The 17,176-nt window shown below is 62.3% G+C and carries 13 protein-coding genes; 7 read left to right on the plus strand and 6 right to left on the minus strand.

The features are described from left to right. Positions 1-135: 135 nt before the first annotated feature. Positions 136-1,149, plus strand: a complete 1,014-nt coding sequence (locus NPS46_RS19360) for an AraC family transcriptional regulator (protein ID WP_274109968.1) — start codon at positions 136-138, stop codon at positions 1,147-1,149. Between the two features lie 66 nt (positions 1,150-1,215). Here NPS46_RS19360 and NPS46_RS19365 read toward each other — a convergent pair whose 3' ends face one another. Further along, the gene (locus tag NPS46_RS19365; protein ID WP_274109970.1) at positions 1,216-1,803 is read right to left on the minus strand and encodes a TetR/AcrR family transcriptional regulator; all 588 of its coding nucleotides are present in this window, start codon (positions 1,801-1,803) and stop codon (positions 1,216-1,218) included. A gap of 247 nt (positions 1,804-2,050) precedes the next feature. On the opposite strand from NPS46_RS19365, the gene NPS46_RS19370 reads away from it, so the two are divergent. The 3 genes from NPS46_RS19370 to NPS46_RS19380 all read left to right on the plus strand — a co-directional run bounded on the left by NPS46_RS19370 (position 2,051) and on the right by NPS46_RS19380 (position 6,089). Further along, positions 2,051-2,569, plus strand: coding sequence for an RNA polymerase sigma factor (locus tag NPS46_RS19370; RefSeq protein ID WP_274109972.1), 519 nt, complete (start codon positions 2,051-2,053; stop codon positions 2,567-2,569). Then, positions 2,566-3,531: a FecR family protein gene (locus tag NPS46_RS19375; RefSeq protein WP_274109974.1), complete on the plus strand. Its 966-nt coding sequence runs from the start codon at positions 2,566-2,568 to the stop codon at positions 3,529-3,531. The genes NPS46_RS19370 and NPS46_RS19375 overlap by 4 nt, the downstream gene beginning before the upstream one ends. 107 nt (positions 3,532-3,638) lie before the next feature. Next, a complete protein-coding gene (locus NPS46_RS19380) occupies positions 3,639-6,089 on the plus strand; it encodes a TonB-dependent siderophore receptor (RefSeq protein ID WP_274109976.1) in 2,451 nt (816 codons plus the stop codon). 79 nt (positions 6,090-6,168) lie between these two features. Here NPS46_RS19380 and NPS46_RS19385 read toward each other — a convergent pair whose 3' ends face one another. Continuing rightward, positions 6,169-6,687, minus strand: coding sequence for a hypothetical protein (locus NPS46_RS19385; protein ID WP_274109978.1), 519 nt, complete (start codon positions 6,685-6,687; stop codon positions 6,169-6,171). Between the two features lie 195 nt (positions 6,688-6,882). Next, positions 6,883-8,562, minus strand: a complete 1,680-nt coding sequence (locus tag NPS46_RS19390) for an arylsulfatase (RefSeq protein WP_274109980.1) — start codon at positions 8,560-8,562, stop codon at positions 6,883-6,885. A gap of 204 nt (positions 8,563-8,766) precedes the next feature. On the opposite strand from NPS46_RS19390, the gene NPS46_RS19395 reads away from it, so the two are divergent. Beyond that, entirely contained in the window at positions 8,767-11,073 is a 2,307-nt protein-coding gene (locus tag NPS46_RS19395) for a tetratricopeptide repeat protein (RefSeq protein WP_274109982.1), read from the plus strand. Positions 11,074-11,144: 71 nt separating this feature from the next. Continuing rightward, positions 11,145-12,173, plus strand: coding sequence for a helix-turn-helix transcriptional regulator (locus NPS46_RS19400; protein WP_274109984.1), 1,029 nt, complete (start codon positions 11,145-11,147; stop codon positions 12,171-12,173). Between the two features lie 3 nt (positions 12,174-12,176). On the opposite strand, the gene NPS46_RS19405 is transcribed toward NPS46_RS19400, so the two are convergent. Further along, on the minus strand, positions 12,177-13,433 hold the full coding sequence (locus tag NPS46_RS19405) for an OprD family porin (RefSeq protein ID WP_274109986.1): 1,257 nt from the start codon (positions 13,431-13,433) through the stop codon (positions 12,177-12,179). A 523-nt stretch (positions 13,434-13,956) separates the two neighbouring features. Here NPS46_RS19405 and NPS46_RS19410 point away from each other — a divergent pair. Beyond that, on the plus strand, positions 13,957-15,453 hold the full coding sequence (locus NPS46_RS19410) for a methyl-accepting chemotaxis protein (protein WP_274109988.1): 1,497 nt from the start codon (positions 13,957-13,959) through the stop codon (positions 15,451-15,453). Between the two features lie 140 nt (positions 15,454-15,593). Here NPS46_RS19410 and NPS46_RS19415 read toward each other — a convergent pair whose 3' ends face one another. Both NPS46_RS19415 and NPS46_RS19420 read right to left on the minus strand, forming a co-directional pair. Next, on the minus strand, positions 15,594-16,211 hold the full coding sequence (locus tag NPS46_RS19415; protein ID WP_274109990.1) for a cell wall hydrolase: 618 nt from the start codon (positions 16,209-16,211) through the stop codon (positions 15,594-15,596). Positions 16,212-16,601: 390 nt separating this feature from the next. Then, entirely contained in the window at positions 16,602-17,114 is a 513-nt protein-coding gene (locus tag NPS46_RS19420; protein ID WP_274109992.1) for a GNAT family N-acetyltransferase, read from the minus strand. Positions 17,115-17,176 lie beyond the last annotated feature (62 nt).

A 17,176-nucleotide genomic window follows, 5' to 3' on the forward strand; every position in this document is an offset into this window, starting at 1 on the left:
CCAGACCAAAGTGGCCAAAAAGAAACAGCCTAGGTGCCGCAGTATCCAGATACTGCAAACGTTATCCACAGAGCGAAAACGCCACGTAACGTTATGGCACACCTTGCCTTGAAACCGTGCACGAGTGAGGTCGATATGAACGCCGAGATCGGTGGAGCGCGCTTTGCGGATACGCCATTGTTCACGCCGCAGAACCGCCTGTTCCTGCTGCATGACCGAGAACGCATCCGAGATCAGGTCGGTGATGTGTTCAAGCCCCATGATTTAAAGGTGTCGGCAGCGGCCCGTGAAGTCAGCGCCTCGATGCACCATGTGCGCCATGGCCGGCTGTCATTGAGCCGGCTGGAATACGGGGCGCCGGTCACCATCGACCCGGGGCGCCTGGAAAACTTTTTCCTGATCCAGATCCCGACCCACGGCTGCGCGCAGATTAACTGCGACGGAGTCAGGTTCACCTCGTCGACCCTGTGCGCGTCGATCATTTCTCCCGACACACCGGTGTCCATGTGCTGGGAGGCCGATGCACCGCAACTGGCCTTGCGCCTGGACCGCGAGGAGGTGGAAAAACACTGTGCTCACCACCTGGGCCATCGGCTCGACACACCGCTGCGCTTCACGCCGACCTTTGCCCTGGACACACCGGGCGCGGCGTATTTCCTGCAACTGCTCGCGACCTTGATGGACGCCCTCGCCTTCGACGCCCACCCGATCCACAACCCCTTGGTGCTCAAGCAGTTCGAGGCCACGCTGATCAATGCACTGATCTATGGCCAGCCGAACAACCTGCAATCGCCTTTGCACAGCGTGCAGGCCTCGCGCAGGATTTCCCCTTACTTTGTCAGGCGCACCGAGGAGTTCATCCTCGCCCACGTCCATGATCCGCTGTCCATCGAGCAACTGGCCGAGCATGCCGGTGTAAGTGTGCGTACGCTGTTCTCGGGGTTCCGCGAATTTCGCGACACCAGCCCGATGGCGTTTTTGCGGGACGTACGCCTGGAGCAGGTACACCTGGAGTTACGCCAGCCGGGGAATGACTCGGTCACGGATATTGCGCTGAAGTGGGGCTTTGCCCACCTCGGGCGGTTTTCCCAGGAGTACCGCAAGCGATATGGGGAGTTGCCGTCGGCCACCCTGCGCTTTCGGCGGTGAGCCGCAGCCTCATGGGCTCACCGCGGCGGCTCGAGTAAGCGTACAGCGCCTTGCTCGCCCGGGCGCTCAGCGCTTGGCCAACAACCCACGCAGCAACAGCTCCAGCGCCCCTACGGCCTGGGCCAGCCGGGTATTGCCATCCTCCCCTTCGGCGATCCAGAACGCGGCTTCGGCCAGGCTGCCGTAGATCAGCGAAGCCAGGGCCTGGGGATCGGTCCGGGCGACGACACCACTGTCCATCAGGCGCTCCAGCAGACGCTGCATCGACGCCACGCAATCACGCTGTGAGTCCGGCGAAGCACCGCCCAGCACCGCCCTGGCATCGCGTAATACGATGCGCTGGATCTGCGGCTCCTGGGCCATCTGCAGATAAGCCCGGCAGCGAGCACAAAAGCCTTCCCACTCGTTCGTGGCAGTGTCACTGATCGCTTGCAGGCGCTGATCCATCTCGGCGTCGAGCTGCTCGACCACCGCCGCCAGCAGGCCTTTCTTGTCGCCAAAATGATGATAGAGCGCGCCACGGGTCAGGCCCGCCTGGGCGGTGAGGTCGTCCATCGAAGTGTCGGCATAGCCCAGTTCGCTGAAGACCCGACGGGCCGTGACCAGCAGGGTGGCGCGGGTTTCTTCCATCTCGCTGCGGGTGCGGCGAACCATTATCTTCTCCCTAACATTTCATTCGGACGACTATACAGGCCCATTCATACGCTGCGTATGTATTGTTCCCGGGCCATGCCCCTGTGGCAAGCCATGGCGCGATGGCGGCACTGGCTATCCGTCTGGGCGAAAAATCAGTGGCGGGTGCCCCCGCCGGATAAAGCGCTGACGCGCCCTTACAAATGAGATGAAATCTCATTAGTATGCCGGCTATTCGCGCAGTCGCTCAGCACAGGTAGCAGGGGCCATGGAGACGCAAAGCGATCTACAGAAACTCAGCACACTCTTTATCGGGCAGCGCAGCGCGCTGATCCGTATGCTATCGCGCGTGGTCGGCTGTGCCAGCCAGGCCGAAGACCTGGCCCAGGAGAGCTACCTGAAAGTGGCGAAGGCGCTGGGTAGCCGACCGATCGAGCACCTGCATCCGTTTCTCTACCAGACCGCGCAGTACCTGGCCTTTGATCACCTGCGCAGTGTGCGCAGCAAAAAACGCTTCGAGTGCCAGCTGGACGAAACCCTGGTCGTCGAAGTGCCGACGTCGGCCCCCGGTCCCGAAATTCAGGCCGAGAACCAGCAGCAACTGCAGCAGTTTCAACGGGTCCTGGCGACCTTGCCGATACGCCAGCAACAAATCCTGGTACTGCATAAACTGCAGGGCATGTCCCAGGGCGATATTGCCCAGCGCCTGCAAGTGTCCCTGAGTACGGTGGAAAAAGACCTGCGAACGGCCCTCAATGCCTGTGCCAACGTTATCGACTATCCATGACCGAACCGAGCCCTAGCCTTATCCCGAGCGACACTGCCAAAGCGCAGGCGGCCGACTGGTTCGCCCGGCGCGAGGAAGTTGCCGGCAACCTCCTGACCGCCCACCGCTTCGCCCAATGGCGCGATGCCGACCCGCAGCACGCCACCGCCTATGCGCAGTTGGAGGCGATGTGGAACACTCGCGCGTTCGAGCAAGCCCTGCAAAACCTGGCCATCGACCTGCCGTTGCCGCCCGTGCCCGTCAAGGTTTCGCGACCGCCGACCCGACGTCTCGCCTATGCAGCCGCGCTACTGGTCGCACTGGGCGTTGGCTGGATGGCCGACGTGCCGCTGCGCCTACAAGCCGATCACATGACCGATATCGCCCAGGTCGCGCCCTTTGACCTGGAGGACGGCTCGCACATTGTGCTGGGCAGCCACAGCGCAATCAGCACCGCCTTCGACGGCACCCATCGACGTATCCGGCTGCTGCGTGGCGAGTTGTATGTCCAGGCCGCCCATGACCCAAGCCGCCCGCTGAGCATCGAGACCGACGAGGCTACCGTCACCGTGGTCGGCACCCGATTCAGTGTCAGCCAACAGGACAGCGACGTGCTCGTCGCCGTGCGCGAAGGGGTGGTGCGGTTTGCCAACCGCACGGGTGAAGAGAGTCTGTTGCAGGCTGGCAACTGGCAGCAGCTCAGGGACGGGCACCTGCAAGCCTTGTCGCAGGAGGGCAGCGAACGGCAGATGGCCTGGCTCAATGGCCGCCTGTCTTTCCAGGATGCGCCGCTGGCGCAAGTGCTGGACGCCGTGCGCCGCTACTACCCGGCGCCCATCCTGCTGCTCAACGAGAGCGCCGCCACGCAACGCGTCAGCGGCAACTACCAGGTGGATAACCCGCAGGCCATCGTGCAGGCCTTGAGCAAAGTGACGGCCACCCGCCTGAATCGCCTGCCCGGCGGAACCCTGGTGATCCGCTAGACGCCAGCGCCCGCTCAAGCCGTGGAAAAATGTTTTACGGCTTTACAGCGCTCAACCCGTCAAGGATTTTGCTTTTGCAAATAATTCTTATTCGTTGCGGGGTTAGCATGCACTTTTCAGCACTCAATTCGCCTTATGCCCACAGCATTCTGGCGCTCGCCATTTGCCTGGCCTGTGGCAGTGCCGTTGCCGTCGAGCGCACGGGCACCCTGGCCAGCAGTGAGACGGCGCCCGTCCGGACATTCGCCATTGCCCGCCAGCCCCTGGGCGATGCCCTCGATCAATTGAGTGTGCAGAGCGGGCTGCAGATCGCCTATTCATCCAATATGGCCCAAGGCCTTGAATCCCCGGGCGTCAGCGGCCAGATGAGCACCGAACAGGCATTGACCCAACTGCTGCGGGGCACCGCGCTGAGCTTCGAGCGCAACGGCCCCAACGCCGTCATGCTCACGCTCAAGCCCGAGGAGACAGGTTCCGCAGACACCCTGGAGCTGGGTGCCACCACTGTCATCAGCAACCAGTTGGGGACCGTGACCGAGGGCACCGGCTCCTACTCGCCGGGCACCCTGGCCACGGCCACGCGCCTGGTGCTCAAGCCCCGGGAAACGCCGCAATCGATCAGCGTCGTCACCCGTCAGCACATGGATGATTTCGCGCTCGATAACGTCGACGACGTGATGCGCCACACCCCGGGGATTACCGTATCGGCCTACGACACCGACCGGACGAACTACTACTCCCGGGGCTTCTCGATCAACAACTTCCAGTACGACGGCATCCCCTCCGCCGTCCGCAACGTGGCCTATTCGGCGGGCAACACCTTGAGCGACATGGCCATCTATGACCGTGTCGAGGTGCTCAAGGGCGCTTCCGGCCTGCTCAGCGGCGCAGGTTCGTTGGGAGGCACCATCAACCTGGTCCGCAAGAAACCCACCGCCGAAGCGCTCGGCCATATCACTGCCGCCGCAGGCACCTGGGACAACTACCGCACGGAGGTCGACCTCAGCGGGCCGCTGACCGAAACCGGCAATGTGCGCGGGCGGGCGGTGACGGCCTATCAGGACAGCCGCTCGTACATCGACCGCTACTCCAACAAAAGCTCGGTGTTCTACGGCATCCTCGAATTCGACCTGTCGCCCGATACCTTGCTGACCGTGGGCGCCGACTATCAGGACAACAAGCCCAAGGGCTCCACCTGGTCCGGCAGTTTCCCGTTGTTCAACTCGGCGGGCGAACTCAACAGCGCCAAGCGCTCATTCAGCAACGCCACCGACTGGAGCAGTTGGCAGCAGTACACCCGGACCCTGTTCGCCACCCTGGAGCAGGAGCTCGGCGATGGCTGGGTGACCAAGCTGCAACTCGACCACAAGCTCAATGGCTACGATGCCCAGATGGGGGCTATCCAGTTCTATTGGCCGGCTCAGGATGGCAGCGCCGAAATCAACGCCCAGCGCTACAAGGGCGAAACCACCAGCGACTCGGCCGACCTCTATATCAGCGGGCCATTCGACTTCCTGGGCCGCGAGCATGAGTTGGTGGTCGGCGGTTCGATCAGCACCGCACACTGGAAGGGCAAGGGCTACTGGGACGAAACCTTCCCGGTGCCCAACCTTGTCGACTACTTCAACTGGCACGGCAACCTGCCCAAGCCGGACTGGGGCATGGCCTCGCAAGTCACCGACGACACCATCCGCCAGACCGGCATGTACCTGACCACCCGCCTGAACATCACCGATGATCTGAACATCATTCTGGGCGGTCGCGTGGTGGACTACACGCTGACCGGCACCACCGATACCTACCGCGAAACCGGACGTTTTATTCCCTACGCCGGCGCCCTCTATGACCTGACCGAGAACCTGACGGCCTATGTCAGCTACACCGACGTGTTCATGCCCCAGGAAAGCTACAACCTGGATCGCGACAGTAAGCTGATCGACCCCGACGAAGGCGAAAACTATGAGGTGGGCCTCAAGGGCGAGTATTTCGACGGCCGCCTGAATGCCAGCCTGGCGTACTTTGAGGTCAAGGAAAGCAACCGCTCCCTCCCCGACGACGCCTACAACAACCAGACACCCCGACCTGACAACTTCGCCTTCAAGGGCACCAACGCGAGAACCAAGGGCTATGAATTCGAGGTGTCCGGCGAGCTGAGCCCTGGCTGGCAGTTGCAGGGCGGCTATACCCACAAAGTGGTGCGCGACGACACCGGCAAAAAGATCTCGACCTTCGAGCCCGAGGATCAGGTCAGCGTGTTTACCATCTACAAACTCAAGGGCGACCTGGACAAGGTCTCCATCGGCGGCGGTGTACGCTGGCAGAACACGGTCTGGCAGAACATCTACAACAGCCGCAAGGACGCCTACGAAGACTTTTCACAGGAGTCCTACTGGGTGGTGGACTTGATGACCCGCTACCAGTTCACCGAAAACCTGTCGACCACGCTGAACGTCAACAACATCTTCGACAAGTCCTACTACACCAATGTCGGGTTCTACAATTCCGCGATCTACGGCACCCCAAGACACTTGATGGTGACCACGCGCTGGGACTTCTGAGACACGCCCCCCTGCCCCGCCGATGGTCGCACGCTCCCCGGGAAAGCCCGGCTTTCACAGGGAGCGCTGCGGTGTCGGCCTACTTAACCTTGCGGCTCAGGTCATCCAGGCTGCGCTTGAGGTTCTGCAGTTCGCGGTCCTGATCGCTGACCGTACGCTTGAGGCTCGACAGCTCGCTGGAACTTGAACTGGAACCGCTGCTGCGCTTGAGCTCCTCAACCTGTTTGCGCAGGTTGCCAATCTCGCCCTGCTGGTCCTTGACCGTGCGCTTGAGGTCGGACAGCTCGCCGCTGCTCACACTCGAACTGGTGTTGCGTTTGAGGTCCGCGAGCTGGCGTGCCTGCTCATCCTTGCTGCGTTGCAGGCCATCGAGCGTTGCCTGCATTTTCTTCAGGTCATCCACGTCGAAACCACTGCTGCGCAGCGTATATCGGCCACCGGGTTCGAGGTGGGTCACCGCCACATTGTCATAGGAGCTGGCGCTCATGTTGCTGACCTCAATATCGGCCAGCGCCGATCCACAGACCAACATCGTGCCCAGCATCAACGCAGGCAGGCAAGGCATGGAAACGACACGGGAGCGGTTACGGCTGGACATCACTTGAATTCCTTGTGCGCGCCAGGATGGCACATCGCTATGACTTGGCTTTAGACACTTTGTTCCCGGGGTCCTTGCACGCAGGACCGGGGAGAGGGAGCGCGCCCGTGCCGATTCGACGGCCGGGCCAAAACAAAAAGCCCCGGCTCAGGCAAACCGGGGCTTTCGAAGGTGCCAGCCAGCCTGCTCAGCGGCCTACTTGAAGCAGTACTCGTAGAGGCACGTCTGGAAGCCGTACTTCAATTCGAACTCGCCTTCCAGCACGTTGTTCTCCTTGACGTACTGCTCCCACGCCACCTGCATTTCCTGGAGCTTGGCCGGCTCGCGGTGGGCCAGGTTGCGGCTTTCAGTCGGGTCGTCCTTGAGGTTGAACAGACGCCAGGCGGAATCACCGTAGGGTTGATTCACCCAACTGATTTTCCAGTCGCCCTTGCGCAACGCCTTGCGCCCGAACAGCTCCCAGCCGATCTGGCGCTCCCCCATGGCCTGCCCTTCCAGCAGGGGCAGCATGCTTTTGCCCGCGATGGTCTGAACCGGCCGGCCCTGGAAAGTCTTGCCCAGGGGCGGTACAGCGGCCAGGTCGAGCAGCGTCGGCATCAGGTCCATTACATGGACCACATCGTCGCGCCGGGTGCCTTGCAGATGAGCCTCTTTGAGCATCCTGGCGCTGATGATGGCCGGCGCACGGATCCCGCCTTCGGTGACAAAGCCCTTGAACAGCGGATAGGGCGTCGAGCTGACCTGGGCCCATTGCGCGCCATAGTCGGCATACGAACCTTTGTGGCCGAGGTTTTTCAGGCTGTTGTCAAAGTCGCGGGCGAGCCATGCCTTGTTGCCCGGCAAGTCCACCGGGCTGTTGCCATCGGCACCGTTGTCGGAGATGAAAACGATAAAGGTGTTGTCCAGCTTGCCCTGGTCTTCCAGGTACTTGAGCAGGCGCCCGATATGGAAGTCCATGTTGGACACCATTGCCGCGTAGATTTCCATATTGCGCGCTTCGCGCTCGCGCTGTTGCGGGCTCAACTGCTCCCAGCGCGGAAGTCCTTTGGCCATGGGCGTGTTCGCTTGCGTATCGGCACTGACGATGCCGAGCGCCTTCTGGCGTTCCAGGCGTGCCGCGCGGATCTGCTCGTAGCCGCCGTCGTAGCGCCCCTTGTACTTGTCCAGCCACTCATCCGGCGCATGCAGCGGCCAGTGGGGCGCGGTATAGGAAAGCATGGCCATAAAGGGCTTATCGCTACCCTTGTCGGCTTCCAGGTAACTGATCAGGCGATCAGTATAGAACTCGCTCGAATAGAACCCCTTGGGCACCTCGACCTGCTTGCCGTCTTCACGGTAGATGGCCTTGGGGTCAGCCGCGATAATAGCGTGCTGGTCATCGAAGTGACTGGCCCCACCCTGGACCAGAATAAACGAACGCTCGAAGCCCCGGGCCTTCGGGCTGGTCTCCTCGGTCCGGCCCAGGTGCCACTTGCCTGTGGTGTAGGTGTGGTAGCCCGCCTCCTTGAGTACCTGGGCCACCGTCACCATGCGGTCGTTGAGAAAGCCTTCATAACCTGGCTGGCCCTGTTGGAACGGTTGCAGCAGCTCACCCATATTGCCCAATCCCGCGACATGGCTATCGGCCCCCGAGAGCAGCATCGCCCGTGTCGGCGAGCACACCGGCGCGGTGTGGAAGTTAGTCAACTGCATGCCCTGAGTGGCCAGGGAATCGATATTCGGCGTATCGATCTCGCCGCCATAGCTGCCCAGGTCGCTGTAGCCCAGGTCGTCGGCAACGATAATCAGAAAGTTGGGACGCTCGTCCGCGGCCATGGCCCCATGGCAGACAGAACCGAGCAGTAGGCTCAGCCAGAGCTTCTTTATCCAGGTCATCGTGTGGCACCTCTTCGTTATTTTTATGGGTCGAGGTACCAGTATGTGGAGCCTGCCGCCGACGCCGATAACGCGAGAGCGCAAGTGCTTATCCATGCGCGCCATTCTTTTTCCCGAGCTCTGGGGAGGCGCTCGAACCCCCGTCATCATGGGGGTCCCCGGGTACCCAGGTACCCGCCAACAACCTTGGCGAGGTGCGCGTCGATGTCTCAGTCCTGCCCGTGGTCCTGGCCGTCCCCGTTCTGGCGAGCGCTGCTCATGCTCGGCATGTGGCTGCCCGGACTCGTGTTCGCGAGCGCCCAGGCACCGATGCAAAAAACCAGCGAGGGCTATGTCGATTCAGGCCAGTGCCAGGCTTGTCACAGGCGCCAGGCCGAGCAGTGGACGCAGTCCCATCACAGTTGGTCGATGCGGCTACCCGAGGCGCAGAACGTACTCGGCAATTTCGCCAACCAGACCTTTAGCGACGACGCTGGCGTCGAGGTGAGGTTCACTCGCCGTGGCGAGCGCTTCTTTATCAATGCCCAGGACGAACAGGGCCAGCGTCGGGACTTTCCAGTGGCCTATACCTTTGGCGTATTCCCGCTCCAGCAATACCTGATCGAGCGCCCGGGTGGCCGCCTGCAATCGCTGACCGTGGCCTGGGACAGCCGGGCCAGGGAAGACGGTGGCCAGCGCTGGTTTTCCCTATACCCCGGCCAGCGCTTCACCCCGGACGACGCGCTGCACTGGACCGGCCGTTCGCAGAACTGGAATGGTATGTGCGCGCAGTGCCACTCCACGGATTTGCAAAAGGCCTACGACGAGCAGCAGGACAGCTTTGCCACCACCTGGAGCGAGTTGGCCGTCGGCTGCCAGTCCTGCCACGGTCCCGGCGCCGCGCACCTGGCATGGGCCACACAGCCCAAGGCACGGCAAGCGCACGCCCGTACCGCCGCCGAGCGTGGCCTGGCGGTGAGTTTCAGCCCCCGGGTCAAGGGCTACGAGGTCGAACAATGTGCCCGTTGCCATGCCCAGCAGGAAAGCCTGGGCGGCGGCCCCCGGCCAGGTATGCCCTTGCTCGATAGTGCGCACCCGACCTTATTGTCTGCGGGGGCCTATTTCGCCGACGGCCAGCAGCAAGGCGAAGTGTTCGAGTACGGCTCCTTTGTGCAAAGCCGGATGTACGCAGCTGGCGTAACCTGCAGTGATTGTCACAACCCGCACAGCGGCAAACTGTATGCGCAAGGCAATACCTTGTGCACCGCCTGCCACAACCCCCAGGGCAACCCACGCTTTGCCACGCTGGAAAAAAAGCGCTACGACAGCCCGGCCCACCATTTCCACCCGGCAGGCAGCCCGGGCGCACAGTGCACCAACTGCCACGCACCGAGCCGTAACTACATGCTGATCGACGCGCGCCGGGACCATAGTTTCCGTCTGCCACGGCCCGATCTGTCCGCCAGCACCGGTGCTCCGGATGCCTGCACCGGTTGTCATACCGACCGCACCGCGCAGTGGGCCAGCGAGCAGATCAGCCAGCGTTTCGGGCCCGAGCGGCCGGCGCACTACGGTCCAATCCTACAGCAGGCCCGCGCGCACGATCCCGAAGCGCTGGCCCTGACCACACAACTGATTACCGATACCACCCGCCCGGCCATCATCCGCGCCACAGCCATCGAGGCATTGGCCGAATATGGCGCGCCCGCCATTGAGGGCTTGAGCCAGGCCCTGGCCGATCCCCAGGCCCTGATACGCAGCAGCGCCGTGCGGGCCATGGCCGGCTGGTCGGCCGAGCAACGTTTGCAACGGCTACCTGCACTGCTCACGGACCCGGTCCTGGCCGTGCGTGACCAGGTCGCCCGTGGCCTGGCAGATGTACAGGCGCAGCTGCCCGTCGAACAGCGTCAACGCCTGCAAGCCCTGCTTGACGATCACCGCGCACGCTTGCGTGCCAACGCCGACCTGCCGGGTATTCGCTTCAACCTGGCCAGCCTGCTGGAACGCCAGGGGCAACACGAGCAAGCCATTGCCCAGTACCGCCAAGTGCTACGCCAGGATCTCGACTTCACCCCTGCACGGATCGCGCTAGCGCGCTTGCTGCTCAATCACGGGCAACCGGATGCCGCCCTGGACGTGCTGGACACCGGCGCCCGTCGTGGCGCGCAGTCGGGTGGTTTCAGCGACCTGGCCTACGCGCTCGGCTTGCTGCAAGCCGAGCGCAAGCAGCCGCAACAAGCCGTGCACTGGCTGGAGAAGGCCCGCGCCGGGCAACCGCGCAACCCCCGGCTGTATTACAACCTGGCATTGCTCTACAGTCAGCTCAAGCAACCCGAACAGGCCCGGCGGGTGGTGCTGTCGGGCCTTGAACAGGCGCCACGGGATATCGATCTGTCCTATGTGGCCGCCTACCTGAGTGTTCGATCCGGCCAACTGGACCTGGCCCGGGGCTACCTTGAACAGGTGCTCGCGCAACAACCCGAACATGCCGAGGCACAGCGCCTGCTGGCCTACGTGCAAAAACACGGTTAATCGTCATCCGCCACCTACCGACACACGGCTATGCCGGCCAGGCCGGCTCAATAATAAGAAAGGTCGCTGTCATGAACACAACTGCTACGTCCCAATGGCCCGCCCGCTCCCTTGCGCTGGATCGAGGCGAAGAACGGCCACCGCTCGCCGGATTGCCCTTTGCAGCCAGCCCGTTACTGCGAACCCACTGCGCCGAACAGGCCCAGGCGTACCTGAACCAACAGATCGAAGAACGACGGATTCACCTCAAGAGCCAGGCGCCCCTGGAGATCAATTTCACCCTCCAGGCCCTGCCACAATTGAAGCTGTTCGGCGCCAGTTGGGGCCGTGAAGTGCGGGTGAGTTCCAGCCCGCTCCACTCCTGGCACGCGATCCTGCCTCTGCAAGGGGCGATTTCCAGCCCTGGGCAAGGGCTGCAGGCCGTGCCCGGCCAGCTCCTGGTCTTCACTCCGGGGCATGAGGTGGATGTGGTCTGGCACGAGAGCACCCAGGCGGTGGTGGTCGCCCTGGATACCGCCCTGCTGCGCCAGCATCTGGAGCGTCATCACCAGAACCAGGTGCCTCGTCTGCCGCCACAGGCCCTCTTGATCGAACAGTGTCACCCAGCGCTGCTGACCCTGGGCAATCTGCTGAGGCTGGTCGACATGGAGGGCAGCAACCCGTCCGGACTGCTGGCTTCGCCCATCGGCCAGGCGCATATCCAGCACCTGTTCTGCGAGAACCTGCTGAGTCTGGTGCCGACGCTCGACCGCCTGCCCCAACGCTGTCTGCTGCCCGGGACCGTCAAACGGGTTGTGGATTACATCCAGGCACACCTGCACACACCGCTGCTGATCACTGAGCTGGTCAATGTCAGCGGTGCCAGCAGGCGCAGCCTGGAGCAAGCCTTTCGCAAGAATATGGGCACCAGCCTGCAACGCTATATCCAGGGTTGCAGGCTGCAAGCCATCCGCGAAATCCTCCAGCAGCACCAACCCGCCGAGTTGCAGATCAGCGAGTTGGCGCTCCAATGGGGGTTTGCCCAGCCCAGCCATTTCACCTCGGCCTACAAGCAGGCCTTCAACGAACTTCCCTCACAAACCCTGGCCCGGCCGCGCTGAGCCTTACCAAATGATCCAGGTGTAGGTGGTGATCAAGCGATTCTCCGTATAGTCATTGGCATGCTGGAATTTGGCCTCGATATTGCGCCACTCCACGCCCAGGCCCTTGAGCGGACCGTTTTGCACCACATAGGAGAGAAACAGGTCGCGCTCGCTCTCGTGGCTGTCACTCAGTTCGCCACCGCGGTCGATGCCGGTGCCGCGCTGATAGCGCGTCAAGAGCCTCAGGCCCGGCAGGCCCATGGCCGCAAAGTCATAGTCGTAGCGCGCCTGCCAGGTACGTTCGTCCGGCTTGATAAACGCCACCGCCGACCAGCTCAACAAAAAGGGCTGCGGCGTAAAGCCGTTCAGCGTGGGAAACGCACTGTCGCCCAGCATTCGCTGATACCCCACGGCAACGGCATGAGGGCCCTTGCGCAGGGTGGCCAATGCTCCATAGGCGCGGTTGTCGATGTCGCCATACAGCGCCCGACCGTCCTCGCGGTTGTCGAAATAGCGCACATCGGTGCGCAGGCTGTAGCCATTGCCCAACGCCGTGTTGAACGCCAGCCCCAGGTAGCGCTGCTGATAAATGTCTTCGAGTTGCGCCTGGAAGTAGCTGGCCGAGATATCAGGTGTGAAGGCGTAGGTGGCCCCACCCAGGTTCATCCCATCGCTGGGACGACGCGGCCCGTTGGGCCCGGTGAACAGATAGAGCTTTTCGCGATTGGAGGATTCGCGAGTGCTGATCTCGCTCAGCCGTCCGGCAGTCAGGGTCAGTTTGTCGACCTCGTTGGAGGTCACCAGCGCACCTTGAAAGGTGGTCACCAGTTGCCGTGAATCATCCAGCGAGACCACCGGCAACAGGGGCCGTAGCTCGCCGATTTTCAGTTCGGTTTTCGCGTACTTGAGTTTTGCGGTCAAGCCTGCACGTCCGTAGTCGTGCACCGGCTCGCCGCTGGAGCGGTCGAACGGCAGCACACTGTCCGGCCCGCGACCACCACCGCCATCCAGGCGCACGGCATATTGCAGGTCGGCATCGAGGCCAAACTGCAGCGGCCCTTCGGTGTAGCCCGAGGTGAAGCGCAGGTCGAAACCCTGGCTCCAACTGCCGTCGCGCGAGACGCGTGGATGGTTGCCCTGCCAGTCTCGGTCGACAAAAAAGTTGCGCATCCCCAGGTTCAGATGGCTGTCGTCAAGCCATTCGGCTTGCGCTGCCCAGGGCAATATCAGGCCAATCAGCGGGGCGGCTTTGAGGTATCTGCAAGGAAGTGAAGTCATGGCGCCTCTACCTTTTTTATAGTTGTTGTAGAGGGCCAGTATTCTTGCCAACACCGCGAGACAGTTATCACCAGCGCGCAACCGTTAACGCTCTGGCGCACAAATTAAAAAATGCAGCGCCCGCCAGCTACCGTCAGCCAAAATGGGTTTACTGCCAAGCAAGCACCGCGCACTGTGGTCCTTGCACTGCATTGATAGCCCTTGGACTCAATAGCCAGAGCACGCTGTGCAGCATCGTTGTGCCCAATATGCAGTCCTCGATTTCCAGGCCATGGCGCCGGACAAGGGGAGCGTCTTCGCAACGGCCCATCGCTGCCCCTATCGATCCAAAGAAGAGTGTTATCGCAGGTCTTGAATCACCTTAAAAAGCCCGCCCCGCGCGGGCTTTTTGTGAGTGGCTATCTATGTCCATCCCCCCTATCCTTGCCCTTCTCGCCGACCGTCCCCAGGTGACGCCCAGCGCCCTGGGAGCCTTCGCCTCGGTCGATCTACAGCAACATAAACACCCGCAGGATTTCATTCCATGTCGTCTTCAACCTTCAGCCTCGACCGCCACTATCGCAAGGCTGACCGCATCATGCTGGGTGTGCTCTGGCTGATGTTCATTTACTCCCTGGGTCTGGCTGCCTGGAATGGCACATGGGGCCAGGCGCTCCTGGTGGGTGGCGGCACCCTGCTGGTTCTGCACATGCTCAATGCGCTGATACCCGGTCGCCGGCTTCTGCGCTGCTGTGTCGGCATGGCCTTCATGATGTTCTCGGCCTTGCATATCAATCAGGCCGGTGGCACTACCGAAATGCACTTCGGCATTTTTGTACTGTTGGCCGTGTTGGTCTACTACCGGGACTGGCTGCCGATCCTGGTCGCCGCCGCCTTTATCGCCGTGCATCACCTGACCTTCTTTGCCCTTCAGCAAGCCGGCTTCGGGGTGCATATCACCCATGCGGAGGGCAACTGGCCGATCATTTTCCTGCATGCCTTCTACGTGGTATTGGAAACCGTCATCCTGATCTATCTCGCCATCCAGGCCCACCGTGAAGCCTGCGAGGCGCAGAGTCTGCTCCTGGCCGTGAACCAGATGACCGACGAGGAGCGTGTCGACCTCAGCCAGCGCAGCCAGGACCTGGGCCCGGTGAGCCGGCGCTTCAACCGTTTTGTCGAGCAACTCGACAGCCTGGTGGCCGTGGTGTCGCGCGATACCCAGGGTTTGAACACGCTGGGTCAGGAGCTGGCGCAGACCACCCAGTATTTGCGCACGGGCTCGCACCAGCAGTTGGACGAAACCCGCTATATGACCGACGCCATGCAGCAGATGGGCAGCGCCATCGAGGACGTCGCGACACACGCCGAAGCAGCCGCCCAAAGCGCACGCCAGCTCAATGACGAGGCCCGCGACGGCAGCCACGCGGTCCAGGGTGGCCTGGAAGAAACCGCACGCCTGGCGGCGCAGATCGACCGCAGCGACCATCAAGTCCAGGCCTTGGCTGAACAGGCTGAACAAATCGGACAGGTCCTGGATGTGATCCAAGGCATTGCCGGGCAAACCAACCTGCTGGCGCTCAATGCCGCCATTGAAGCAGCACGCGCCGGCGAAGCCGGTCGCGGGTTTGCCGTGGTCGCGGATGAGGTACGCAACCTATCGAGGAAAACCGCAGCTTCAACCGAGGATATCCGCGCCATTATCGACCGCCTGCAACAAGGTAGCCGCGAGGCCGCAAGCGCCATGCACAGCAGTCGCAGCAGCGTCGAGCAGTGCGTCACCAGCAACCAGCGCACCGCGCAGCTATTGGCACGCATGGCGGCCGGCATCGAGACCATTACCCAGATGAACCAGTTGATCGCCACCGCCACCCACGAACAGAGCGCGGTCAGCAGCGAAATTGGCGGCCATGTGTTGGGCGTCCAGTCCATCGCGCAGAGCAACTACCACTACGCCCAGGCACTTGAACAGCACAGCGAAACCCTGCTGGGCTCGGCTCGGGATCTGATGGCACTGACCACACGCATCCAGGTGAGCTAGTCCGCGCCTGGATACAGCGCTGCCGCAACGGTGCTCACAATTCAAACGATAAATCCAGCTACCTGGTATCGCACTTGGCGATGCCAGATAACGCCGGATGCGATTGGCGTGCGACCGGCCAGGAACGCCACGCTCACGCCTTAGCGGGCCGCGACATCCCTGGGTTTGTAAAAGAGAAAATCACCGATCTGGGTGGTCTTGATATACGCCCGGGCCCACGCCGGCGCCACACTGCGATCATGGAAATACAGGGCCCCGTCGGTGCGATCCGGCAGCTGTTGATTCAGCGCCTTGCGCGCCACTTCCTTGGCAATGGTGTAGCGGTCCGCCTCCTCGACCTGATCGGGGCGCCCATCGCACCACCAGGAGAACTGGCAGGGGCTTTTCTCCGCGCCCTGCTTGACCACTTCGCAGACGGTGCCCGGAAAGCCTTCATGGCCCAATCGGTTGATCACCACATTGGCCACCGCTTCCATATCCCGGGTCTCACCGCCCTTGGCCTCCCAATAGATCGTGCGTGACAGGCAGGTGATCGCATCATCCACCGGCGCTTGGCCAGCCGGGTCAACGGCCTGCACCTCGGTCTTGCTGATCGGGGCGGCCTGGGGCGCAGCCCGAGGGCTTTCCTTGTCCGCCGCCTTTTGCTCCAGGACTTCGGCCTTTTCCTGGGCCTGTTCCTGCACCGCTGGTTGCGGATCGGCAGCCGCAGCGTGACCGGCCATTAACAGCGTGAAACTCAAAACGGTAAGAAGGCGCATGTTCGAGCCCTGAGAACGAAGCCTATGGATGCCCCTTTCAGCACGACAAGCGGTCGCAGGGGCCGACGGCTCGCGAACGGGCCTTGAAGGATCGACCACCGGCCGCGCCAATCATTCCACCCGCCGCGACGAGCGCGTCGTTCCTCACCCGGGCAATCTCGCGCAACGTCAGCCACTTCGTTGGCGAACGGGCGTTCGCACGCACATCATCAATCCAATCGGCGTTGTTGTTTCTGGGTTGCCCGGGATGGCGGGAAGAACCCGTTTCAAGCCTGGTTTACCCTGGGCGGCGCGCCACGCCTTCACCTCGTTGACGGCGACTTCAGGTGCGAATTCCCCGGCCAGATCGCCAGCCGGCATTGCGCCGGGCTGGCAGTTTTTCAGTTGAACTCAAGACGCTGCCGCCAAGACGCTGACCGCGGCAGCCGGGTCATCCAGGCGCATCTGGATCAGTGCGACCCGCTGCCCCTGCGGTCCGACGCGAGCTTCAATGGCGTAGGGCACAAAACCCAGCTGCGGATACAGCAGCAGCCCGGCGACGTTCTCGTTGAAACACGACAAGCACACCTCGCGGGCGCGGTAATGCTCAACGGCCTGGCGGATCATCTGGCGCACCAGGTACCGGGCAATGCCCTGTCCACGCTGTTCGGGCGCGACGATCACGTTGCCGATCGAACAGACACCGCCCTCTTCCCATTGATAGAAATTGGCAAAACCCACCACTTCGCCCTCACGCTCGACCACCGTCGAGTTGGCGCGCTGGGCAATGGAGTCTTGCAACTGCTCGGGGGTCAGCGGCCAGGAGGCCTTGGGAAAGAAGAAATACAATTCATCTTCATGGCGGGCAAAGCCACAGATACGGGCAATATCCTGCTGCGCCACGGGGCGTGAACTCAGGGTCATGGTCGTCCTCCTGACGAGTGATGGTCGCCTGGATTCTGGCATAGCCCTTGTGCAGGAGCGAG

This window comes from Pseudomonas putida (assembly GCF_028682395.1).
Classification (GTDB): domain Bacteria; phylum Pseudomonadota; class Gammaproteobacteria; order Pseudomonadales; family Pseudomonadaceae; genus Aquipseudomonas; species Aquipseudomonas putida_AB.